This is a genomic window from Rhodocyclaceae bacterium (assembly GCA_020248265.1).
In the GTDB taxonomy this organism is placed as follows: Bacteria; Pseudomonadota; Gammaproteobacteria; order Burkholderiales; family CAIKXV01; genus CAIKXV01.
In genome coordinates this window covers 26529-49100 of record JADCHX010000013.1, presented here as the reverse complement: position 1 = coordinate 49100, position 22572 = coordinate 26529, and the positions used below count along the sequence as shown (strand labels likewise).

The 22572-nt window shown below is 67.7% G+C and carries 18 protein-coding genes; 5 read left to right on the top strand and 13 right to left on the bottom strand.

The window, feature by feature from the left end; translation table 11 throughout:
- Positions 1-16: 16 nt before the first annotated feature.
- The 6 genes from ING98_14425 to ING98_14400 are packed head-to-tail and all read right to left on the bottom strand — an operon-like array spanning position 17 to position 6498.
- Positions 17-868: an amidohydrolase family protein gene (locus ING98_14425; protein ID MCA3103058.1), complete on the bottom strand. Its 852-nt coding sequence runs from the start codon at positions 866-868 to the stop codon at positions 17-19.
- Positions 865-1419, bottom strand: a complete 555-nt coding sequence (locus ING98_14420) for a carboxymuconolactone decarboxylase family protein (protein MCA3103057.1) — start codon at positions 1417-1419, stop codon at positions 865-867. The genes ING98_14425 and ING98_14420 overlap by 4 nt, the downstream gene beginning before the upstream one ends.
- Positions 1420-1432: 13 nt before the next feature.
- A complete protein-coding gene (locus ING98_14415; GenBank protein ID MCA3103056.1) occupies positions 1433-3841 on the bottom strand; it encodes a CoA transferase in 2409 nt (802 codons plus the stop codon).
- Between the two features lie 28 nt (positions 3842-3869).
- Positions 3870-4895 (bottom strand): Ldh family oxidoreductase, encoded by a 1026-nt coding sequence (locus ING98_14410; protein MCA3103055.1) that lies wholly within the window; start codon positions 4893-4895, stop codon positions 3870-3872.
- Positions 4892-5317, bottom strand: coding sequence for an OB-fold domain-containing protein (locus ING98_14405; protein MCA3103054.1), 426 nt, complete (start codon positions 5315-5317; stop codon positions 4892-4894). The genes ING98_14410 and ING98_14405 overlap by 4 nt, the downstream gene beginning before the upstream one ends.
- 20 nt (positions 5318-5337) lie before the next feature.
- On the bottom strand, positions 5338-6498 hold the full coding sequence (locus tag ING98_14400; GenBank protein ID MCA3103053.1) for a hypothetical protein: 1161 nt from the start codon (positions 6496-6498) through the stop codon (positions 5338-5340).
- Positions 6499-6647: 149 nt separating this feature from the next.
- Here ING98_14400 and ING98_14395 point away from each other — a divergent pair, with 149 nt between their 5' ends.
- Positions 6648-7376 (top strand): TetR/AcrR family transcriptional regulator, encoded by a 729-nt coding sequence (locus tag ING98_14395; GenBank protein MCA3103052.1) that lies wholly within the window; start codon positions 6648-6650, stop codon positions 7374-7376.
- Here ING98_14395 and ING98_14390 read toward each other — a convergent pair.
- Positions 7363-8349 carry a tripartite tricarboxylate transporter substrate binding protein gene (locus ING98_14390; protein ID MCA3103051.1) on the bottom strand — a complete coding sequence of 329 codons (987 nt, stop codon included), beginning with the start codon at positions 8347-8349 and terminating at the stop codon, positions 7363-7365. The two genes, ING98_14395 and ING98_14390, sit on opposite strands and share 14 nt — an antisense overlap.
- Before the next feature lie 266 nt (positions 8350-8615).
- Here ING98_14390 and ING98_14385 point away from each other — a divergent pair, with 266 nt between their 5' ends.
- The 4 genes from ING98_14385 to ING98_14370 are packed head-to-tail and all read left to right on the top strand — an operon-like array spanning position 8616 to position 13830.
- The gene (locus tag ING98_14385) at positions 8616-9623 is read left to right on the top strand and encodes a tripartite tricarboxylate transporter substrate binding protein (GenBank protein ID MCA3103050.1); all 1008 of its coding nucleotides are present in this window, start codon (positions 8616-8618) and stop codon (positions 9621-9623) included.
- Between the two features lie 40 nt (positions 9624-9663).
- Entirely contained in the window at positions 9664-11868 is a 2205-nt protein-coding gene (locus tag ING98_14380) for an acetate--CoA ligase family protein (GenBank protein MCA3103049.1), read from the top strand.
- 39 nt (positions 11869-11907) lie between these two features.
- Entirely contained in the window at positions 11908-12708 is an 801-nt protein-coding gene (locus ING98_14375; protein ID MCA3103048.1) for an enoyl-CoA hydratase/isomerase family protein, read from the top strand.
- 18 nt (positions 12709-12726) lie between these two features.
- On the top strand, positions 12727-13830 hold the full coding sequence (locus ING98_14370) for a TauD/TfdA family dioxygenase (GenBank protein MCA3103047.1): 1104 nt from the start codon (positions 12727-12729) through the stop codon (positions 13828-13830).
- A 28-nt stretch (positions 13831-13858) separates the two neighbouring features.
- On the opposite strand, the gene ING98_14365 is transcribed toward ING98_14370, so the two are convergent.
- Genes ING98_14365 through ING98_14340 form a run of 6 tightly spaced genes read right to left on the bottom strand, consistent with a single transcriptional unit; the run spans position 13859 to position 22380 of the window.
- Positions 13859-14623 carry a M48 family metallopeptidase gene (locus ING98_14365; GenBank protein MCA3103046.1) on the bottom strand — a complete coding sequence of 255 codons (765 nt, stop codon included), beginning with the start codon at positions 14621-14623 and terminating at the stop codon, positions 13859-13861.
- Positions 14620-17919 carry a type I restriction endonuclease subunit R gene (locus tag ING98_14360; protein MCA3103045.1) on the bottom strand — a complete coding sequence of 1100 codons (3300 nt, stop codon included), beginning with the start codon at positions 17917-17919 and terminating at the stop codon, positions 14620-14622. Before ING98_14360 ends, ING98_14365 begins: the two co-directional genes overlap by 4 nt.
- The gene (locus ING98_14355; protein ID MCA3103044.1) at positions 17916-19139 is read right to left on the bottom strand and encodes a restriction endonuclease subunit S; all 1224 of its coding nucleotides are present in this window, start codon (positions 19137-19139) and stop codon (positions 17916-17918) included. The genes ING98_14360 and ING98_14355 overlap by 4 nt, the downstream gene beginning before the upstream one ends.
- Positions 19129-20259 carry a virulence RhuM family protein gene (locus ING98_14350; GenBank protein ID MCA3103043.1) on the bottom strand — a complete coding sequence of 377 codons (1131 nt, stop codon included), beginning with the start codon at positions 20257-20259 and terminating at the stop codon, positions 19129-19131. Before ING98_14350 ends, ING98_14355 begins: the two co-directional genes overlap by 11 nt.
- Positions 20252-21763, bottom strand: a complete 1512-nt coding sequence (locus tag ING98_14345; protein ID MCA3103042.1) for a type I restriction-modification system subunit M — start codon at positions 21761-21763, stop codon at positions 20252-20254. The genes ING98_14350 and ING98_14345 overlap by 8 nt, the downstream gene beginning before the upstream one ends.
- A gap of 14 nt (positions 21764-21777) precedes the next feature.
- Positions 21778-22380 carry a restriction endonuclease subunit S gene (locus ING98_14340; GenBank protein MCA3103041.1) on the bottom strand — a complete coding sequence of 201 codons (603 nt, stop codon included), beginning with the start codon at positions 22378-22380 and terminating at the stop codon, positions 21778-21780.
- Positions 22381-22572 lie beyond the last annotated feature (192 nt).

The window sequence follows — 22572 nt, the reverse complement described above, 5'->3', positions numbered from 1 at the left end:
AGGCCGGTATTGTGGATCAGCTTGCGCCGGCATGCCCGGGCCAGCGCAGCCACCGGGCCAGTGCACCGCCCATGATGGCCTCGACGGACGCGCCGTCGAGCCACGGCATGTGCGCCGTCCACTGCAGCACGCTGTCGCGGTAGCCGCCGGGCAGCCGGGAGACATCCGAACCCCAGAACACGCGCTCGGGACCGTAGGCGTCGACGATCGCGCGCAGCGGCGCGTGCAGGCCGCGATGCGGGAACGGGTCGGTGGCGTAGGCCGGCATGCAGGTCGCCTTCACCGCGATGTTCGGATGGCGTGCCAGCGCCAGCAGGCCCGGCAGGTGTGCGAAGGCGGCGTCATCGGTCGCGCCCTGCGGGATGGCCAGGTGGTCGAGCGCCAGCTGCAGGCCTGGATGGCGGCTGGCGATGTCGGCGACCACCGGCAGCATCGGCGGCAGCGCCCGGATCATCAGCGGTATCGCATGCCGTTCAGCTGCCGCCCATACGCTCGCCATCGCCGGCTCCAGCAGCAGCGCGCCGCCGCGCGCCGAATGGAACGTGAAACGTACGCCGAGCATGCCTGGCTGGTCGCGCCAGCGTTCGAACGCTTCGAACGGGTTGCCGAGCAGCGGATCGAACCGGCCCATCACCGCGAAGCGGCCGGGGTAGTCGGCTGCCGCCGCCAGCGCGAGGTCGTTGCGCTCGCCTTCCCAGCCCGGCGGCACGATCACCGCGGCGTCGATGCCGGCGGCATCCATCCCGGCAATCAGCTCGGCAGCGGTCCAGGGCTCGGCCCGATGCGGCTTCGGGTTGCCGCCGCCAGGCCACGGGCGCGCGGGCGTATCGGCGCCCCAGACATGTACCTGGGCGTCGATGACCTTCATGCCGAAGGCTGCGCACCCCTGGCGCCGACGCGCAGCGCCACGAGGAAGCGCGACACCAGGTTGTATGCGCCGACGGTGGCGGTCAGCTCGACCAGTTCACGGTCGTCGAATGCGTCCCGCACCGCTGCGTAGACAGGGTCGGGTACGTCGATGCTGCGTGTCATCGCATCGGTGTAGGCGATCACCGCCATCGCGGTCGCATCGAAGTGGCCCTGCACCGCGCCGCTCGCCAGCGCGTCGATCTGCACGCTGCTGAGCCCGGCCTGCTCGGCATGGTGGCGGTGCGCCTCGAACTCGTAGGGCGCGCCGTTGAGCACGGCCACGCGCAGGATGACCATCTCGCGCAAGGCCGCCGGGAGGGTGGATTCTCGGCGCACCGCGGTGAGGAAATGCAGCCAGCCGTCCGCGATCGGCGGGCTGTGCAGCAACGTCCCGTACAGCGCGGACACGCGGCCGCGCTGCGCCTGGATGCGCGAGAGCAGGTCGGCATCGACGCTCGCGGCGGGATCGGCAACCGGCAGCAGCCGGGCGGGCAGGTCGGGACCGCTCATCGGGGTGTACCTTTCAGGGTAGATCGCCGGAGGTTCCGGCATCGGCGATTGTCCAGCCCGGTACCGCCGGCTGCAATCGCGAGAAGCGCGCGGGAAATGAACGCACCTTCGTGCGAACCTGCGCCTGATCGTGCGCAGACCCGGCCTCGCGCAGCAGGCCCAGGCTGGCGACCTGCGGATGCGCGATCGTCTCGTCGGCGCGCTGGTACACCGCGGCATTGCCGCTGTGCTTGCGGATCAACGCGACAAGGTCGGAGGCCCGATGGTTCTGGAATACCGCCTCATACAGCGGCCGCAGCGCGTTCACGTCGACGCCATGGCCGGTGGAGTTCCGGCCGTTGCGGTCGAAGCGCGGGTCTTCGCACATCCAGCCGCAACCGAGCTCGGCCACGAAGTCGGACCAGCCTGCCCGGCCTTCGGCACCGACCGAACCGCCGAACGCGAAGAAGATCGGTTCGTCGGCGGTCGCCCACCCGCGCTCCGGGGGATAGTTCGCGCCGCCGACCCTCGGTCCCGCGTAGACATCGGGATCGGTCTGCGCCGCGAGGTGGATGCTCTTCATCGACACCAGCGAATTGAGCAGCGACACGTCGACCCGCTGGCCGAAGCCGCTGCGGCTGCGTTCGAGCAGCGCGGCCAGGATGCCCTGTGCCAGGAACAGCCCGGTGCCGACCGATGCGACGTCCGCGCCGAGGCGGCGTGCCGGCCCGCCATGCTGCCCCAGGTAGCGCGTGTAGCCGGCCATTGCCTGCGCGACGAGTTCTGAGCCCGGCAGTGCGGCCAGAGGGCCCTGCCTGCCGAACGCGGACACGCTCGCGCGCACCAGCCGCGGCAACAGGGGTGGCTGCACCTGAGCGACGAGGCAGTCCAGGCCAAGCCCGGCGAGGCGCGGATCGTTGCCATCGAACACGACCACATCGCTCGCGGCCAGCAGCCCCGCCACCGTTGCCCGATCCGCATCCGGAACGCCGCTCAGCCGCACCAGCGCCTTGCCGCGGTTCAGGTCGCTGAACAGTGCGCTGCAGGCGGTTGCCGGCACCTGGGGCTGCGCGGTCCGCAGGTAGTCGCCGCCGGGCCACTCGACGCGGGTCACCGTCGCGCCCAGTTCCACCAGCCGCAGCCCGGCGAGCGGACCGGCGATGCCTTCGGCCAGCTCGACCACCTGCATGCCTGCGAGTGGCAGTGGCGCGTCATCCGGAACGCCGGCGCTGGCCTGCGGGGCCATCGCGTCGCCGCTCGAGCGCGCCGCCGCAGCCGTGGCCAACGCCATCGCATCGCGACCGAAGACCTCGTCCATGTGCTCGGCCGGCTTCGGTGCCCGCGTCACCTGTGCCGGCGTGTCGGAGAAGTGCCACGGCGGCCCCGCAACCGACAGCACGCCCCAGTCGCCGGTATCGACTTCGGCGATCATGCCGTTGGCGACGACCTGCGCGTGGTGGCGGAACGTCTCGAAGAAATGCGCCAGCCCGCACGGCACGCCGGCCCGTTGCAGCACGCGCAGCCACCAGATCGCGGGCCGGCCGCGCAGCACCGGTTCGAGCAGCGCATCGAGCGCGTCGCGATGGGCGACCCGGGCCGCGTTGTCCGCGAAGCGCGGGTCGCCGGCGAGCGCGTCCTGGCCGATCGCCTTGCAGAACGCGCTCCACGCGGCCGGGCGCTGCACCGAAACGAACAGTTCATGGTCGAGGGTTGCGTAGGCCCGGTCGGGCGCGAACGACGGGTTCGCACTGCCCATCGGCACGGGACGCAGACCGGCACCCAGCAGTTCGGCGAGGCGCGTGCCCTGGATCTCGAGTGCGGCCTCGAGCATCGATACCTCGACCTTCTGGCCCAGGCCGGTGCGGTCGCGATCCAGCAGGGCCGCGAGGATCGACATCGTCGCCACCGAGGCGGTGGTGAGGTCGAGGAAGCCGGTGAAGCGGAAGGCCTCGACCGGATCGCCCGGTGCGCCGTTGGCGCGCGCGAAGCCGGAGAACGCCTGCATGATCGGATCGGCACAGCCTGCTTTCGCCAGCGGCCCGGTCTCGCCGAAGCCGGAGATCGCGCAGTAGACCAGACGTGGGTTGGCCGCGCGCACCACGTCGTAGCCCAAGCCCAGCCGCTCGATCACCCCGCCACGGAAGTTCTGCACGAACACGTCGCAGGTGCCGAGCAGCTCCATGCCCTGCGCCCGGCCCTCGGGCGTCTTCAGGTCGATGACCACGCCCTTCTTGTTCACGTTCATCGACAGGTAGTTGGTGCCCATCCCGCGCTGGGTCGGCATCACCCATCGGGTACCGTCGCCGGCCGGCGGCTCGACCTTGATCACCTCGGCACCGAGCATGCCGAGCAGGGCCCCGGTCCACGGTCCCGCGGCCATGATGCTCACGTCCATCACGCGCAGGCCGGCCAGCGGCCCTGCACTCCGGGCGGGGCCGCTCACGAGCATGACCGGGACTGGAGCGGCGCGCTCACAGCGCCTCGAGCGCCTCGATGACCTTGCGCTCGACGACGATGCCTTCGACCCGGCGCCGCTCGCGCTCGCGGCGGGCACGCTCGGACGGGATGCGGATCTCGTCGACCCCGGGCTGCTTCGGCGTGGCCTTGATCTTTCGCACCAGTTCCGACATCTGCGTCTCGAAGTCCGGTTCGGTGAACATGATGGCCGGGTCGACCACCCAGAACAGGAAGCCGTAGTCCTGCACCTCGCCGCGCGCGAACGTCGCGCCGGCCAGCAGGCCCATGGCCTGGACCGCGAACGACAGGCCGTAACCCTTGTGGCCGCCGAACGGAACCACGCCGCCCTTGAGGGTCTCGCGCGCGTCGGTGGTCGCGCGTCCATCGGCATCGAAGCCGATGCCTTCGGGCAGCGGCTGCCCGAGGTGCGCATGCAGCAGCACGTCGCCCCACATCAGCGCGGCCGTGCCCATGTCGAAGATCACAGGGCCTTCCTTCGACGGGAAGCCGAAGCACAGCGGGTTGGTACCGAGCGCCGGGCGCGCACCGCCGACCGGCAGCACGCGCGGCTTGGCGCTGGCGATGTGGATCGCGACCAGGCCTTCGCGCGCGACCTTCTCGACGAAGTAGGCGTTGCGGCCGCTGTAGTAGCTGTTGTACGCACCCACGCAGGCGATGCCGCTGGTGCGCGCCTTGGCGATCGCGACCTCGGCCGCGCGGTAGGCGACGATGTAGCCGATCTCGTTGCCGCCGTCGAGCAGCGCCGATACCGGCGTCTCGCGCACGGTGGTGATCGGCTTGCGGCCGTGGCGCGCCTTCTCGTCGCCGGCGATTGCCATGATGCGCGGCAGGCCGGCGAAGCGGTAGCCGCACAGCGAGTTGTCGACCAGCTGGTCGACGATGATCTTCGCATCAGCCGGCTCGTAGCCGATGCGCCCGAGCGCCTTGATGCCGATCGCGCTCGCTTCCTCCGGGGTCAGGCGGACGGTCTCGGGGGAGTCCGCGTCGAGGAGTGGACCACTGCCTGCCGTGCTGCTCATGCCTGCTCCTTCGCCGGGCGGAACTGTACCAGCGTGATGTCGCCGGGGATCTCTTCGTAATCGACCTCGACCGGCATCCCGATGCGGATGTCGGACAACGCGCAGCCGAGCAGGTTCGTGGTGAGGCGGGGCCCCTCTTCGAGCTCGACCTGGACCACCGCGTACGGCACCCGGCTCTCGAAGTACGGCGTCCAGGCCTTGTGATAGACGACGTAGTTGTGCAGGGTGCCGCGGCCGCTCATCCGGCTCCAGTCCCACTTCGTCGAGAAGCAGTGCGGGCAGGCGGGGCCGATCGGATACCACGCGCGTCCGCAGCCGCCGCAGCGCTGCAGCACCAGTTCATGGCGGCGTGCGGCTTCCCAGAACGGCAGTTCTTCCGGGTAGACGAACGGCAGGTAGCGGCCGGTCTGCTCGTCGAGCATCTTGTATGCGGGCTTCATGCTCATCTCCGGAAGATCACCGATTCGCCCAGGAAGCTGCCGTACTGGATCACCTGCGCATCCTTCACCTGGCGCGGCCCGCATTCGTGGCGAAGCTGGCGCACCGCCTCGATGAACAGGTTCCAGCCGATCATGTGGCCCTCGGACAGCAGCCCGCCTCCGGTGTTGATCGGCAGCTCGCCACCGAGCTCGATGCGGCCGTCCTTCACGAACTCGCGCGCCTCGCCCGGACCGCAGAAGCCGAAGCGCTCGAGCGCAAACAGCACCAGCGGCGAGAAGGCGTCGTAGGTGATCAGCGCGTCGATGTCTTTCTGGGTGACGCCGGCCATCTCGTACGCGTAAAGGTCTTCGCGCGTCGGCCGGTAGGGGAAGACATCCTGCTGGGCGACGCCCAGCCCCGGCAGCGTGAGGTTGTGCAGCTGCCGTCCGGCGTGCACGCCCTGCATGCCGGAGATGTAGACCGGCGGCTTGCGCAGGTCGCGCGCGCGCTCGGCCGAGGTGACGATGATGCAGGCGCCGCCATCGTTGTTCTGGCAGCAGTCGAACAGCCGCAGTGGCTCGATGATCCAGCGCGACTTCAGGTAGTCGTCGCGGCTCATCGGGTCCTTGCGTACCGCGATCGGGTTGAGCTGGGCATGCTTGCGGAAGGCCATCGCGATCGGCGCGAGGTCTTCGTTGCTGCCGCCGTACAGGTGGAAGTAGCGCTGCGCGGCGATCGCAGCGCCGAAGGCCGGGCCGAGCGCGCCATAGGCCGGCGACTCGCCGTGCGGACCCAGGCCCTGCCGCCACATCTCGTGGTCGGCGGTCTGTCCGTAGGCCTTGCTGCGGCGGCCGTGCACGATCGCCACCGCCTTCGCCATGCCGGTGGCCACGGCCATCGCGGCATGCTGCAGCATCGGCGCGACGAAGCGGCCGTGGCTCCACCCCTGGTAGGCATAGCGCACGTCGGCACCGACCGCCTCGAGGAAGCGGTCGTAGTCGTAGCCGTAGGACAGCTGGATGATGCCGTCGACATCCTTGCGTTCAAGGCCGGCATCGGCGAGCGCGATGTCGTAGGCCTCGACCGCCAGCGACAGCGAGGTTCGCTCCGGGTACTTGCCGAGCAGCAGTCCGACGCCGCTGACGGCAGTCCTGTCACGCATGGCCTGCGCGGTTTCGGTCATCCGGGTCCCATCCGTGTCTCCTCCGGGCCGGGGCGCCTGGCAGGCGCCTCTCGAGGCTCCGATCAGCCGATCGTATGCGGCTACTTTACTGTCGTCAAGTTAGCGGATGTTTGGCGCAGGCCCCGACTTGCGCTAACCTGCGCCCCATGATGGGCAAGATCAGGGACAGTGCTAGAACCCGGGAGGCCGTGCTTGCGGCGGCCGCCGAGGAGTTCTGCGAGAAGGGCTTCGACGGCGCGACCACCGCGGGCGTGGCGCGCCGCGCCGGCGTGAGCAAGCAGCTGATCAACCACCACTTCGGCAGCAAGGAAGCGCTGTTCCGCGAAGTGCACGACCTGCGTTTCCGCCCGGGCATGACCTGGGAAGAGCCGATGCCGGACGACCCGCGCGACCTGATCGCCGAGCGCTTCGCGAAGCGGGTCGACGACCTCGATTACATCCGCTTCCTCACCTGGGAGGCGGCCAGTGGTCAGGCGCGCCGGGTGCCCGGGCGTGCAGGGCGGCAGAAGCGCATCGCGGACTATGGCAAGGCCCTGCAGCAGTTGCAGGCCGACGGCAGCCTGCCCGGCGATGTCGACCACCGCATGCTGCAACTCGCGATCCTGTCGCTGGCCACCTATCCGATCGCTTTCCCGCAGATCACGCTGCTGGTGACCGGCCGGGCCGCGACCGGGGCCGGCTTCCAGAAAGACTGGCAGGAATGCCTGCGCTGGATCGGCCGGCGCATCCTGGCGCCCGAAGCCGCACCGGCAAAGCCGAAGCGCAACGCGGCCGGACCCGCGCGCAAGGCGGGTGCCACGGCCCGCAAGACCGTAGCGCCTGCGAAGGTCGCGGCCAGGGCCGCGCCGCGCAAGCGGGCTGCCGCTACTCCGGCTTGATGCCCGCGCTCTTGATGATCATGCCGTAGCGCGCCATCTCGGAGCGCGTCAGCTGGTCGAGCTGTTCCGGCGAGCCCGGCCAGGGATCGATACCCATCGCCGCTCCGCGCGTCCTGAGATCGGGCGACTCCAGTGCGCGCAGCGCCTCGCGGTTGAGCCGCGCCACGACGTCCTGTGGCGTGCCGGCCGGGGCATAGAGGCCGTACCAGATCGACATCAGCAGCTTCGGATAGCCGGCTTCCTTCGAGGTCGGCACGTCGGGGACGGTCGACACCCGCGACTCGGACAGCACGACGAGCGGCCGGACCTTCTTCTCGTTGATCAGCGGCAGTACCGAGGCGACCGACACGATGACCTGGTCGACCTCGCCGGTGACCGCAGCCATCGTGGCCTGGGTCGCGCCCTTGTAAGGCACGTGCACCATCTCGATCTTCTCGAGCGTGCGCAGCAGCTCGTTCGCGAGATGGTTGGTCGTACCGCCACCGCCAGAGCCGTAGTTGAGCTTGCCCGGGTTGTTGCGCGCCAGCGTGATGAACTCCTTGAGCGTGCGTGCCGGTACCCGCGGGTTGACCAGCATCACGTTCTCGATCGTGGCCAGGCGGGCCACCGGCACGAAGTCGCGGATCGGGTCGAACGGCAGCTTCGCGTACAGGTGCGGGCTGAGCGAGATCGTCGGCGAGGTGATCAGGATGGTGTAGCCGTCCGCCGGGGACTTGGCGACGATGTTCAGCGCGAGCGTGCCGCCGGCGCCGACGCGGTTGTCGGGGACCACCCCCACGCCGAGGAACTCCCCCATCTTCTGCCCGACCAGCCGGCCGACCAGGTCGCTCGGCGCGCCCGGCGGGAACGGCAGCACCAGCCGGATCGGCTTCGACGGCCAGGCCTGTGCCGCCACGGTGCCTGCGCACAGCGCAGCCGCGACGGTGGCCGAGGCCAGGGCCAGCGCGCGCGCGGCGCGCGTCGTTGAACGCATCGTTGCTCCTCCTTCGCGCCCGGCATCGCGGGCTGCCACGCGGCGCCGGGTCGCGCGGACCCGCCGCTGGCGGCATCGACAGGCTCTCGCGCCCGCCTTGTTTGACGTCGTCTGCAGGTATCGTACCAGTGACTTTACGCGCGTCAAGTTATTGCGTATCGTCGCCCGACAGTCATGCACGACGGATCCGCCGCCCTCGCAGGCCATGCCCCTGCGACCCATGGCAGGCGAGTGTCCGCACGAAGGAGGAGCCAGTCATGCGACGGATGCGCTGCGTCCCGGAGGTCGTCCCGTCGGCGCCTTGCGCCAGGGTAGGGGCAGGGGCCGTGCTTGCACTTGTGCTCGTCCTTGTCCCGCCGCCGCCCGCATTGGCTCAGGCGTTCCCCGCGAAGCCGATCCGGATGGTCGTTCCGTTTGCTCCCGGCGGCCCGGTCGACATGATCGCGCGGGTGGTTTCGTCGCGCCTGACCGAATCGTTCGGCCAGACGGTAGTCGTCGACAACCGTGCCGGCGGCGGCAGCACGATCGGCACCGAACTGGTCGTGCGATCGCCCGGCGACGGCTACACCGTGTTGCTCACCAGTTCGTCGATCGCGATCAACCCGAGCATCTATCCGCAGATCACCTTCGATCCGGTGCGCGACCTCGCGCCGGTGACCTGGGTGGCGGCTTCGCCGCTGGTGCTGGTGGTTCATCCGTCCCTGCCGGTGAAGAGCGTGTCCGACCTCATCCGCCTCGCGCGCAAGCGTAACGGCGAGCTGGTGTATGCCTCCTCCGGCAGCGGCAGCGCTCCCCACCTCGCGGGCGAACTGTTCGCGTCGATGGTCGGCGTGAAGCTGGTGCACGTGCCGTACAAGGGGGCGGGCCCCGCCACCGGCGACCTCCTGGCTGGCCACGTGCAGGTCATGTTCAACAACATGCTCAATGCGGTCCCGAACGTCCAGTCGGGCAAGCTGCGCGCGCTCGGTGTCACCTCCGCGCAGCGCAGCCCGGCGCTGCCCGATGTACCGGCGATCGCCGAGGCAGGCGTGCCCGGCTATGAAGCGACCACTTGGTATGCCTACTTCGCGCCTGGCGGCACGCCACGGGCGCTGGCCGACCGCCATCATCGCGAGATGGCGGCCGTGCTCAAGCAGCGTGAGGTGCAGGGTCGCCTGTCGGCCCAGGGCGTCGACCCGGTGGGTGCCGGCCCCGACGAGCTCGCGCGCCACCTCGACATCGAGATCCGCAAGTGGGCGAAGGTCGTGAAGGCCTCGGGCGCCCGCGCCGAGTAGCATCGCCTTCGCCGCACGCCCCCCTGCAACAGGACATCGCATGACCCGCACCGACCGGACTGCCGGCGACACGCCGACCACCCTCTCCAGCCTGCTCTCGCCGCGCTCGATCGCGATCGTCGGAGCCTCGGACGACCCCGCCCGCCCCGGCCACGAGACGCTCAAGGCACTGATCGCGATGGGCTACCCGGGTGCGGTGTATCCGATCAACCCGAAGTATCCGGAGCTGCTCGGCAAGCCCTGCTTCCCGTCGCTCGATGCAGTGCCCAGTCCGGTCGACCTGGTGGTGATTGCTGTGCCGGCCGCCGCGGTGCCGGGCGTGATGGAACAGGCTGCGCGCCGGCAGGTGCGGATGGCGGTCGTGATGAGCGGCGGCTTCCGCGAGACTGGCGACGCCGGCGCGGCCCTCCAGGACCAGGTGGTGGCGACCGCACGCGCCGCCGGTATCCGCCTGATCGGCCCGAACTGCCTCGGCTTCGCGAACATCCCCGATCGCGTCTGTGCCGCGTTCGGCAGCATCAGCCGCGTGCCCAGGCTGGAGGCAGGCACGGTGTCGCTGGTCACCCAGAGCGGCGGTTTCGGCTACAGCCTGGCGCTCGCCTGTGCGGAAGAGTCGATCGGCTTCCGCTACGTGATCGCCACCGGCAACGAGGCCGACCTCGGCTGCGTCGACCTGATCGATGCGCTGCTCGACGATCCCGGCACCGAGATCGTGATGACCTACCTCGAAGGCCTGCCCGATGCGCGCGCGCTGATGCAGGTCGGGCGCAAGGCGCTTGCGCTGGGCAAGCCGCTGCTGGTCTGGAAGGGCGGCGTGACCGAGCAGGGCGCGCGCGCCGCCGCCACCCACACCGGCAGCATCGTCGGCCGGGCCGACGTCTACCGCGCGCTGTTCCGCCAGGCCGGCATCGTCGAACTGAACGAGATGAGCGACGCCCCCGACCTGGTGAAGGCGTTCCAGTGCCATGCGCGCTATCCCGGCATGGGCAGCGGGCGTCGCGCGGCGGTGATCGGCGGCTCCGGCGGATCGGCGATCGTGTTCTGCGACGCGGCGTCGCAGGCCGGCCTCGCGTTCGCCGAGTTCCAGCCGGCCACGGTCGACAGGGTCGCAGCCCTGCTGCCGCCGATCGGATCGCCGACCAACCCGGTCGACCTCACCGCCGGCTACATCGGCATCCGCGGGCCGAAGGCCTATGCCGACGTGATCCGCGCGGTGCTCGACGACTCGGGGGTCGACACGCTGTGCCTGAACTTCGCCAGTTCCAGCCCTGGCGGTACCGTCGCCGGCGCGAAGTTCCTGGTCGACATGGCCGCCGACCTGCGCAAGCCGGTGTTCGTGTTCTCGTCGATGCACAAGTCGCTGGCGCTCGAGGCGCACACGATGCTGCGCGACATTCGCCTGCCGATGCTGCCCTCGCCGGTACGGGTCGCGAAGGCGATGGGTGCGCTCGCAACCTGGGCAGCCGCTCGGGAGGCCGCAGCCCGGGCACCGACGGCAGGCCAGGCGCCAGCCGACGGCGGTGCCGCAGTCGCGCCAGTGTCGTTGCTGCAGGCCGACGGCCGCGCCCTCGACGAAGTGTCCTCCAAGGCGCTGCTGCGCTCGATCGGCGTGCGTACCCCGGGCGAGGTGATGGTGCCGGTCGATGCGCTGGCCGAGGCGTTGCACCTGGCGCGCGACATCGATGGCCCGTATGCGGTGAAGATCGTGTCGTCCGACATCCCGCACAAGAGCGACATCGGCGGTGTCAGGCTGTCGGTGCCGGCCGGCGCACCGCTGCAGGCGGCGATCGACGGCGTGGTGGCCGCCTGCCACGAGCGCGCGCCGACGGCCCGGCTGCAGGGCGTGCTGGTGTCCGAGATGGTCGCCGACGGCTTCGAACTGCTGGTCGGCGTGGTCGACGAGCCGGCGGTCGGCCCGGTGATCGTGCTCGGCCAGGGCGGCGTGTTCGCCGAGGCGATGGGCGACTCCACCTGCCGCGTCGCGCCGATCGATGCCGTCGAGGCACGATCGATGATCGACGAGCTGCGCTGCGCACCCATCCTGCGCGGCACGCGCGGGCTGCCGGCGCTGGACATCGATGCAGTCGTCGAGGTCCTCGTCAACGTGTCGGCCTTCGCCTGGGCGCATCATGGCGTGCTCGCCGAACTCGACATCAATCCGCTGTTCGTGCGGCCGGCCGGCCGCGGTGCGGTGGCTGCCGATGCGCTGGTGGTGACCCACGCGTCCGTGCAGTCCGCGCACTGAACCGTCTCCAATCCCGCCCCGACCCCGACCGGAACCCCGATGACCGACCACCTGCTTGTCGAACTCGATGGACACGTGCTGCGGCTGACGCTGAACCAGCCGCACAAGAAGAATGCCTTCAGCCCGGAGATGGTCGGTGCCCTCGCCGACACGCTCGACAGCGCGCTGAGCGACGATGACGTGCGCGTGGTGGTGGTGACCGGTGCCGGCGATGCCTTCTCCGCTGGCGGCGATCTCGGCCGCCGCGCACAGGAAGTCGCCGGGGGCGAGACGCCGACGCCGTTCGACCGGATGAACCGGCTGCAGACCGGCACGCACCGGCTGGCGCGCGCGATCGAGCAGTTCGACAAGCCGCTGATCGCGGCAGTGAACGGTGCGGCGGCCGGCGCCGGCATGGACCTCGCGCTGATGTGCGACATCCGCTTCGCCTCGACCAATGCGCGCTTCTGCGAGGCCTACATCCGGGTCGGCCTGATCCCGGGCAACGGCGGCTGCCACTTCCTGCCGCGGCTGATCGGCACCGGCCGCGCGCTGGAACTGTTATGGACCGGCGACTGGCTGTCGGCCACCGATGCGGAACGGGTCGGCCTGGTGAACCGCCTGCATGCGCCCGAGGCGCTGCTCACCGAGACACTTGCCTTCGCGCACCGGCTGGCCGGCGGGCCGCCGATCCAGCAGCGGCTGATCAAGCGGCTGGTACGCCATAATGAGCGCAGCGACCTGAAGTCGAGCCTCGAATACACCGCCGCCGCGATGGCCGCGGCGCAGGGTACGGCCGACTACCGGGAAGCGATCGAAGCCTACAAGGAGAAGCGGCCGGGACGCTACGAAGGCAAGTAGCGCGGCTGCATGCACGCGATGAGCCAGATGACCGACTACGGGATCGACCCGCAGGCCACGGCGCCTGCCGACTGGACGGCGCACGACCTCGAGCACGACCGCGGCTGGGTGTTCCGTCTCGATGACGATGCCCGCCACGACCTCGCGGCGGCGGTGCGCCAGGCGTACGATCCGGCGCGCACGCTGCTCGACTACCGGCGCGACGAATTCGACCTCGGTGCGGCCGCACGGCCGATCGCGGCAGCGGTGGCTGAAGCGCGCCGCGGCCGCGGGCTCTCGCTGGTCAAGGGCCTGCCGCGCGAGGGCCTCGACGAGAAGCAGTTCGAGCTGATGACCTGGGCGATCGGCCTGCATGTCGGCGTCGGCCGCCCGCAGGGCAAGGCCAGCCACTACCTGTCGGCGGTGCGCGACGTCGGCACCAACTACCGCACCTCGACCGGGCGCGGTTACTCGTCGAACGCCGAGCTCGACTTCCATACCGACTCCACCGATTTCGTGGGGCTCAGTTGCTACAACCAGGCGATCTCCGGCGGCATGAGCATCGTGTCGAGCTCGGTCACCGCGCATGCACGGATGGCGAGCGAACATCCCGACCTGGTCGACTACCTGCACCAGCCGATCCATTTCAGCCGCCAGGGAGAACAGGCCCCGGACGAAGAGCCGTCGTATCCGCACCCGGTGTTCGACGTCGAAGGCGGCCTGCTGTTCAGCAAGTGGAACCGCAACCGGGTGAACGGCGCGCAGACGATCGAAGGGGTACCGCGCATCCCGCCACGTCACCTAGAGGCGCTGGAGAAGTTCGATGCGCTGGTGCGCCGCCGCGACCTCGCCTACACGATGTTCCTCGAGCCGGGCGACCTGCAGCTGATCAACAGCCATGTGACGCTGCACTCGCGCACCGACTTCACCGACCATGAGGCACCGGAGAAGAAGCGCCTGCTGTTCCGGCTGTGGCTGTCGACGCCCGATGGCGATCGCCTGCCGGCCAGCTGGCTGCCGGTGTTCAAGACCACCGAGCCGGGCACGGTGCGCGGCGGCATCCTCGGCCAGCAGCACGACGCGCGCTGCAAGGCCTTCGAGCGGCGGCAGGCCGAGGCGATCGGGATGCGCGTGGTGGCGTGACGCCTTCGCTTGTCGGAGGCGCCTGCAGCTACTGCCGCAGCAACTCTTCGGCCATGCCATCGAGCCGCGCCTTCAAGGCGCGCCATCCCGGCATGTGCCGATCAAGCAGCCTGTAGAACCGAGCGCTGTGGTCATGGCTGGCCAGATGGCACAACTCGTGCAGCACCACGTAGTCGATGCACTCCCTCGGAGCCTGGACCAATGCCGGGTGCAAGGTGATTCGTCCGTGCGGCGAGCAACTTCCCCACTGGACCCGCATCCACTGCAGGCGCATCGGCGGCGGCTCCTTGACCCAGCGCAATCCACTGGCCACAGCATCGAGGCGATCGCGCAGCACCTCGCGGGCACGGTGGCGCAGCCACCCCGCCATCTCTGCCTGCACGTCCTGGGCAGCCCTGCGCTGGACAGCAACCTCCAGGTACGCGCCGCGCAGCCGGCAGGCGGGCGCTGCCGCTGGGTCCACCGTGACGCGCAGACGGTAGCGCCTCCCCAGGTAGTGAACGGACTCGCCACTCGTGTATTCCCGATGACGGACGTGCTCCAGGCGAGCCCTGGCCTGTGCCACGTGTTTCGCGATCCACGCCGCGCGCTTCCTCACGGCTTGTGCCACGGCCGCCTGTGTGGCGCCCACCGGCGCATCGACCAGGACGCGCCCGCTCGGCTCTACGTGGATGGCCACTTTCGAGGGCTGGCGCTGCGGCTGCAACCGCAGCGTGTAGGCGATGACGTCCTCGCCATAGCGAATGCTGAACCGGCCCGCGCTCGCGAGCCGATCAGCTACACCATCGCTCATTGCGATTTCCCGAGGCCGAGACGGGTGATCTGCACGATCTGCTCGACAGCCTCCTTGGCCCGGTCCAGCCCGAGCTTGCCGTACAGCAGCGGCAGCAGCCCTTTGCGAATGGCCGCTTCGATGCTCTGCGGGCTGAGCGAGTTCTCGGCTACCGCCGTCCGGACGACCTCGTCGATCGACAGGGCCTGCGACACCAGCGCCTCGCGCGCGGTATCGTCCATGGCCTCTGCGGCATCTTCGCCCAGTACGAGGCGCAGCACCCCGAAGTAGGCTCTCGCGTGCGGCTTGTCCGCCAGCAGGTCCGGTGTACCGGGCGGCTGGCGCGATTTCACCTGCTCCTCGAAGTCCTTGAACAGTGCGTACTGCTTGAGCGGGTGGTCGAACATCGCCTCGGCCTCGGCGATCGCCTGGCGCAGCAGCTCACCAAACACCTTCTGCGCATAGGGGTCGTCCGCCAGGTCCTGCTCGATGGTCTTGCGCAGCCGCGTTCGAATCAGGTCCGTCTCGTTGCGCGTCTTCTCCTCAGACCAGTCCTTCGGATCCTCGGCCTGGCCCAACTGGTGCACGAGGTACACCCCCTCGGATTCGCGAACCTCTTTACCGATCACCTGCTTGTCGACCAGCTTGCGGATCTGCTCTTCGTAGGCGCTGTAGTCCACCACCTCCATCGCATCGCGGCGGGCGGTCATGCGCAGTTCGGTGAAGAAGCGCAGGTCAGCCTTGTAGCGTGCGATCTGTGCCTCGGAGAAGCTTTTGTCCTCGAAGAAGCTGCGGCTCGACAGCGCCGTCTGCAGGCACAGGCCGAAGTCGGTCACAGCACCGCAGAACTCGTCGCGCAGCTTCTGCCGCTCGTCATACTCCTCGCCGTCCGGCGCCTTCACGAACCTGGGCGTCAGCACCTGCCGGAACTGTTCCCGGTCCAGCTTGTTCGCCACGTCCTTGAAGAACGACCACATACGGTCGTGCAGCCCCGGCAGGCGCTTGTACTCGGTATCGACGTTACGGTAGAGGCCCTCGATGTCGGCCACGTCAAAGCCGCCCTGGGTGCGCGTCTCCAGGTCCTGGTAGGCACGGATCGCCGAGTCCAGCTCTTTCAGGATGCCCCGGTAATCCACCAGCACGCCATAGCGCTTGTCGTCGTGCAGCCGGTTCACGCGGGCCACGGCCTGGATCAGATTGTGGCCCTTCAGCGGCTTGTCGATGTAGAGCACCGTGTTGCGTGGCTCGTCAAAGCCCGTCAACAGCTTGTCCACCACGATCAACAGGTCCGGTCCGTCGTCGGTGCCGAAGTCGGCCACCACCTGCTTTTCGTAGGCCTCGGCATCCAACCCGCTCGCCACCACCGTCTGCTTCCACCACTTCTGCACGTCAGGCAGGCTCTCCTCGTCCACCTCGGCGTTGCCCTCACGGGTGTCCGGCGGCGAGATGACGATCGCGCTGGTGACCAGACCCGTGTCGTCCAGCGCCTTCTTGTAGCGGATGGCATCGCGCTTGCTGTCGGTGGCCACCTGTCCCTTCAGGCCCAGGTCCAGCTTCTTGATGTTCTCGCTGAAGTGCGTGGCGATGTCCCACGCGATCAGCTCGATGCGCCCTGCTGCGCCATAGACAACGCCCTTCTTCGCGAGCTTCTTCTTCAGGTCGCCACGCTGGGCGTCGCTCAGCCCGGCGGTGATCTTGTCGAACCAGCGGTTGACGGCTTCCTCGTTGATCGTCAGCTCGGGCACGCGCTCTTCGTAGAGCAGCGGCGCCACGGTCTCGTCTTCCACAGCCCGTTGCATGGTGTAAGCATGCACGATGGGGCCGAACTTGTTGGACGTCTTTTCGTCTTTCAGCAGCGGCGTGCCGGTGAAGGCGATGTAGGCCGCACGCGGCAGCGCCTTCTTCATGCGCTCGTGGGTCTCGCCGCCGTGGCTGCGGTGGCCTTCGTCCACCAGCACGATCAGGTTAGGTGAGGGGTTCCGGCACTCCGGCAGCTTGGAGGCTGAGTTGAACTTGTGGACCAGCGTGAAGGTGATGCGCTCGGTGCCGCTGCCGATGCGGCGAGCAAGGTCACGACCGGTCATCGCCCGGCTCTTCTCGCCGTCCTTCAGCGATGCGATGGCCGATCCGAAGGCCCCACCGGAGATGAAGTTGCGCGACAACTGGCCTTCGAGGTCGACCCGGTCCGTCACCACCACCACCCGGCACTCCGCCAGCGTGTCCACCAACAACAGCGCCTTGGTGAGGAACACCATCGTGAAGCTTTTGCCCGAGCCCGTGGTGTGCCAGATGACCCCCCCCTCGCGCCCACCGTCGGGGCGCAGTTGCTGGATGCGCGCCAGCAATGCGCGTATGCCGAAGAACTGTTGATAGCGCGCGACGATCTTCCCCACCTTGCGGTCGAACAGCACGTAGCTGCGCAGGAACTCCAGCAGACGGGCCGGGGTCATGAGGGCGACCAGCAGGCGGTCTTGGTCGGTCGGCTCCATGGGCTGGGCCCACAACGCATCGAAGTAGCTTGCCAAGGATGCCGGCTTGCCGTCGAACAAGCTCGCGCGTACGGCCGCTGGCAGCACCGCGTTCTTGACCGAGGCCTGGTGGGCCGAGCCGAACTCTTCTTCGCGCCAGCGGGCCCAGAACTTGGCGGCGGTGCCCGTGGTGCCGTAGCGGGCTTCAGTCTGGCTCACGGCAAGCAACAACTGGGCGTAGCCAAAGAGCTGCGGGATCTCGTCGGGGCGCTGATTGCGTAGATGCTGACTGACACCTTCATCGACCATCGCCTTGTCGAGCCTGCCGGACTCCGGCCGCTTGGCCTCGATCACCACCAACGGCAGGCCGTTGACGAAACACACTAGGTCAGGTGTGCGGTGATGCGTGCCCTGGGCCGACAGCACCTCCAGCTCTTCAGTCACGTCCCAGCGGTTGGCCGCCGGGTTGGCCCAGTCGACGACGGGAATCGTCGGCTGGTGCTTCTTGCCGTCCGGCATGAATTCGGTGACCGTGACGCCCAGCGCCAGCTTGCCGTACAGCCGCTCGTTAGCGGGCAGCAGACCCTCGGCCAAAGTCAGCGCCGACAGCTCCCGCACGATCTGCTCGATGCCGCTGCTGGAAAGTGGGTACCACTGGCCCTTGTACTCGTAGCGGCGGCTTTGAAGTACCTCGACCAGACGCGAGCGGAGGATCACCTCACGCGTGCCGCCGCGCATGGCCAGGGCCTGGGCGGTGGTCAGGAAGCTCCAACCCAGGTTGCACAACAGGTGCAGGGCCGGGAGATGGGCGGCGTATTGTTCCTTCGAGTTGGGTGTGGCGGCGCTCATGGTGTGCTGTCTCCGTCGGAAACGCTGACGCGGCGCTTGCCAGTGAGTAGCTGCTGCATCAAGGCCTGCTTCTCGGAGCGCAGTGCATTCAGGCGCCGTAGTTGCAGCCGCTCCTCGGCCTTTGCTGTGTTGATGACTGTCGCGATGGCACCTTGCTCCTCGGCACCAGGAACGTGGAGCCGCAGCTTGAAGAAGTCGCCGATACCGACATTCAGCAGCCCGTGGTTGCGGGCTCCCTCTTGGGCGATGCCGCCAATGCCTTCGTTGAGCATGCCGCCCTCAAAGTAGTGGCGGAAGAAGTCGAACCTGGCATTGGCGCTGGGTCGCAGCCGAAAGCACAAGTACAGACTCGAGACCACACCCGCGTCATAGGTCATCAGAGGCTTGATAGCACCCATTGGGTAGCCAGCCGAATAGCTCTTGTTGTAGGCAAACTCACCGCGATGCAGCAGGGTGTATCCGGACAGATCGGCGCTGGCCACCGACTTGTTGAAGTACTCGCGCTGGCTGATGAGGCCATGCTCTCCAGAGATCGTGAGCACGTTGTCGTTGCCTGTTGTGTTCTTGCGTGCTACCCGTTCAAACACCTCATCGAAGTCGAGGTAGGTCCAACGGCTCGAGCGTGTTGCGAGCCGGCGCCTCCCGGACAAGAGAGAAGTCGTCAATGATCGATTTCGCTTCTGCGACGCAGAAACAATCTTCTCAGCCTTGATGATGGCCTCATCCCACACGCCGACGACATGCGCAATTCGCCGTTGCACCTCGATCGGCGGAACGGGCACCTCCACTGTTTTCAAGATGCCGCCGCTCAGATTCTGCTGAGTGCCAGCATTCCCCAGTTCCCGGATCGACTCGTAGTGCGCCGACAGGTATTGGAAGTAGAAGTCTGCATCGTGGCCTTCGTGGAGCAGGATCGCAGCGCAGGCTTGGTTCGTAGCAGCTTCGACGCCCAACTTCGCCACCTGTCCCCGTGTCTTGCCTTGTCCGTACATCGCCATCAGCAACGTACCCGGCGGGAACCGTTTGGCCGACGAGTTCTTGAGCCCGGCTTCGGTGATCTTCTCGACCGTATCAGTGATGGTGTTGAACTGGATCTCGCCCGTGGTCACCCAAGGGACCGAGCCGCCCCAGTAGCTGGCCTCGGAACGATCCGGCGTACCGCCTGACGTGATGCGGGCGATCTCGCCCAGCGTGCTTCGGCGCCATCCATCAGGCAGCATCGCCGCTCCCTTTCTTCGGTTTGCGCCCACGCTGTTCCAGATTCTCCAGCGGCGCAGAGGCGCCTTCACTGCCACCCGCCACCAGCCGATCAAAGTCTGATTGGAACAGCCGGTCCTGCACGATGCGGTACTTCTCGAACTCGCTCTCGGCATGGGCTCGCGCAATCTCGGCCGTGACCTTGCCCGCGTCCTGCAGCACCGCCCGGTCCGTGGCGGCGATGAATCGGTTCAGGCGCGTCTCCCAGTCCTGCATGGTCATCGGGATCCGGCGCAGGGCCATGTCTTCGGCCAGGTCCAGGTAAGCGGACACCAGGCGCTGCAGTTGCGCCATCTCGCCCTCGGTCAGGTAGTTCTTCGCCACGACGACATCGAACTTCTGGATCTTGCCCAGCGGCGCGTCCTTCCATGAGGTGAGCCCCATGTGGTCCTTGCTGGCGTCGGCGCGGCTGACGATGACTTCGGCTGCCGTCTGCCCGTGGATGGCCCAGTGCAGCTTGTTCTGAACCGTGGCGAAGAAGCGTTGCGTGGCTTGGGCCTCGCCGTCGTAGTCGATCGCCGTGGCGTACAGGTCGGTGATCTTCTGATAGAACTTGCGCTCGGAGAGGCGGATCTCCCGGATGCGCTGTAGTTGCTCTTCGAAGTACTGCTTGGTCAGGACGGAGCCGTCGTTCTTCAGCCGCTCGTCGTCCATCGCGAAGCCCTTGATGGTGAAGGACTCGACGATGGCGCTGGCCCACTTGCGGAACTGCACCGCGCGCTCGGAATTGACCTTGTAGCCCACCGCGATGATGGCGCTCAGGCTGTAGTGCTTGGTGTCGTAGCCCTTGCCGTCGGCGGCAGTTATTCGAAAACTTCGAATAACTGCCTCCTCGGCCAGCTCGCTGTCGGCAAACACCTTCTTCAGGTGGTAGTTGATGGTCTGCGTCTCGACGTCGTAGAGCAGGCCCATCATCTTCTGGGTCAGCCAGACGTTCTCGTCGGCATAGATCGCTTCCACCCCGCCTTGGCCGGCAGCCGCGACGAAGGTCAGGTACTCCGCTGCCGACGAGCGCATGAGGCTGCGACCTTGGTTCAAGGCCTTGCGATGGGGCTTGCCGGTACCACCTGAGCCCTCACTCATACCCCAGCTCCTTCAGGTACGCATCCATCTGGGTCTCGAGCCTTGCCAGTTCGGCCTTCAACTGCTCGCGCTCGCGCCGTACAGCCATCAGGTCGATCTCGGCCTCTTCCTCGAAGGTGTCGACGTAGCGGGGGATGTTCAGGTTGAAGTCGTTCTCGGCGATCTCGGCTGGTGTGGCCAGGTGGGCGTAGCGCTCCACCGGTTGGCGGGCTGCGGCGGTGTCCAGGATGCGCTGCAGGTCGGCCTCACGCAGCATGTTCTGGTTCTTGCCAGCCTCGAAGTCGCGGCTGGCGTCGATGAAGAGCACCTTGTCGTCGGCCTTGCTCTTGCGGAAGACCAGCACCGCCGCTGGGATGCCCGTGCCATAGAACAGCTTCTCGGGCAGACCGATGACCACGTCCAACAGGTTCTCTTCGATCAGCTTCTGGCGGATGCGCCCTTCGGCCGCGCCGCGAAAAAGCACACCGTGCGGCACCACCACGGCCATGCGGCCTGTGCCCGGCTTCATGGTCTCGACCATGTGCAGGATGAAGGCGTAGTCGCCCTTGGTGCGCGGCGGGATGCCGCGGCGGAAGCGGCTGAACTTGTCGGCCGCGGCGCCTTCGAAGCCCCACTTCTCCAGGCTGAAGGGCGGGTTGGCCACGACGATGTCGAAGTGCTTCAGGCTGGCCGCGCCGTCCAGCAGCTTGGGGTTGCGGATGGTGTCGCCCCACTCGATGCGGTGGTTGTCCTCGCCGTGCAGGAACATGTTCATCTTGGCCAGCGCCCAGGTGCTGCCGATGGCTTCCTGCCCGTACAGCGCATACTTGCGCGCGCCAGTGCGCTGACGGATGAGCCGGCTGCACTTCATCAGCAGTGAGCCGGAGCCGCAGGTCGGGTCGCAGATCTCGTCGCCGGCCTGCGGGTCCATCAGCCGTGCCATCAGCGTGGACACCTCGGGTGGCGTGTAGAACTCGCCGGCCTTCTTGCCACTGGTGGAGGCGAAGTTCTTGATCAGGAACTCGTAGGCGTTGCCGATCACGTCGAGCTGGCCGACGCGACTCTCGCGCAGGTTGAGCTCGGGCTTGGCGAAGTCTTCCAGCAGGTGGCGCAGGATGTCGTTCTTCTGCTGCTCGTCGCCCAGCTTGTTGCTGTTGAAGCTGATGTCCTGGAACACATCGCGCAGCTTGCCGAGGTTGGCCTCCTCGATGGCGTGCAGGGCCTTGTCGATGCGCTCGCCGTTGCCGGGTGTGTGCCGCAGCGCATGCAGGGCGTAGAAGCTCGCGCTGGCCGGCAGCACGAAGCGCTCGTTCTTCAACATCTCGACGATCAGTTCGGGGTGATCGCCGTACTGGGCCTTGTAGTTGTCGTAGTGGTCCTGCCAGACGTCGGAGACGTACTTCAGGAACAGCATCGTCAGGACATAGTCCTTGTAGATGCTCGGGTCCACGGTGCCGCGGAAGGTGTCGCAGGCAGACCAGACGGCGGCGTTGATTTCGTCCTGGCTGATGGCGGTGGTGTTCATGGTCTCGGGCTCCGTTAGGGCTTCAGGCCCGCGGCCTTGGCTAGGTCGGCAGCGATGCCAGCGAATATCTGTTCGCGGTTCAGGATCAATTGGGTGAGCGCCTGGCGCTCACGTACCGCGGCATCGGCTAACGCGACGATACGGCTCTGCTGATGGATGGGCGGAATGGCCAGCTGAAGACCTTCCAAGGCGGAAATGCGCACGCTCAGCTGACTGCTGCCCTCAGCTGCTGTCCGCAACTGGTGCTGGACCGGCGGCTGGTTGATCTGCCAGGCAAGAAAGCGTGCGCTGACGTCTACCCCGGGGCGCAGCCGCAGGAGCATCAGGTGAGGCCCACAGACCGCAGGGGCGGGCGGTTCTTCGATGCTGACGGAATAGAACCGTTGGCCCCGAGCGACGAAAAGGACGTCCTCGGCTTGCAACCAATCGGGTCTTTTGCGGCCGGGCAGCTCAGCACGTACCACCGAATTCCAGTTGAGGCCCCACGCCGGATCCACGTCCTTCATCTGGGCGACGAGCGCTCCGCCCGACGGAACTTCCGATAGAGGCCCGCGGAACGGGTAACCGGTTCGTATTGTGGCCAGATCGCCGAGTGCTTTTCGAAGTGCATCAATCACGGTGATGCGATCTTCCTTGATTCCTGGGCGAAACGGAAGCACAGTGCGGTTACTTGAATTGCAGCAACGTCGATGCTGCACACACTAGAGTCAGTATTCAGTTGGTACCAACAAACACACGCGTGCCAAATTCAGCCAGCAGCCCATCATCGACATCGCCCAGCGCTGAAGTGGCGGAATAGCAGACTGCGC

Coding starts and splice junctions, on each gene's coding strand:
- ING98_14425 (MCA3103058.1), bottom strand. CDS start 868: ATGAAGGTCATCGACGCCCAGGTACATGTCTGGGGCGCCGATACGCCC.
- ING98_14420 (MCA3103057.1), bottom strand. CDS start 1,419: ATGAGCGGTCCCGACCTGCCCGCCCGGCTGCTGCCGGTTGCCGATCCC.
- ING98_14410 (MCA3103055.1), bottom strand. CDS start 4,895: ATGAGCAGCACGGCAGGCAGTGGTCCACTCCTCGACGCGGACTCCCCC.
- ING98_14405 (MCA3103054.1), bottom strand. CDS start 5,317: ATGCTCGACGAGCAGACCGGCCGCTACCTGCCGTTCGTCTACCCGGAA.
- ING98_14400 (MCA3103053.1), bottom strand. CDS start 6,498: ATGACCGAAACCGCGCAGGCCATGCGTGACAGGACTGCCGTCAGCGGC.
- ING98_14395 (MCA3103052.1), top strand. CDS start 6,648: ATGGGCAAGATCAGGGACAGTGCTAGAACCCGGGAGGCCGTGCTTGCG.
- ING98_14390 (MCA3103051.1), bottom strand. CDS start 8,349: ATGCGTTCAACGACGCGCGCCGCGCGCGCGCTGGCCCTGGCCTCGGCC.
- ING98_14385 (MCA3103050.1), top strand. CDS start 8,616: ATGCGCTGCGTCCCGGAGGTCGTCCCGTCGGCGCCTTGCGCCAGGGTA.
- ING98_14380 (MCA3103049.1), top strand. CDS start 9,664: ATGACCCGCACCGACCGGACTGCCGGCGACACGCCGACCACCCTCTCC.
- ING98_14375 (MCA3103048.1), top strand. CDS start 11,908: ATGACCGACCACCTGCTTGTCGAACTCGATGGACACGTGCTGCGGCTG.
- ING98_14370 (MCA3103047.1), top strand. CDS start 12,727: ATGAGCCAGATGACCGACTACGGGATCGACCCGCAGGCCACGGCGCCT.
- ING98_14365 (MCA3103046.1), bottom strand. CDS start 14,623: ATGAGCGATGGTGTAGCTGATCGGCTCGCGAGCGCGGGCCGGTTCAGC.
- ING98_14360 (MCA3103045.1), bottom strand. CDS start 17,919: ATGAGCGCCGCCACACCCAACTCGAAGGAACAATACGCCGCCCATCTC.
- ING98_14355 (MCA3103044.1), bottom strand. CDS start 19,139: ATGCTGCCTGATGGATGGCGCCGAAGCACGCTGGGCGAGATCGCCCGC.
- ING98_14350 (MCA3103043.1), bottom strand. CDS start 20,259: ATGAGTGAGGGCTCAGGTGGTACCGGCAAGCCCCATCGCAAGGCCTTG.
- ING98_14345 (MCA3103042.1), bottom strand. CDS start 21,763: ATGAACACCACCGCCATCAGCCAGGACGAAATCAACGCCGCCGTCTGG.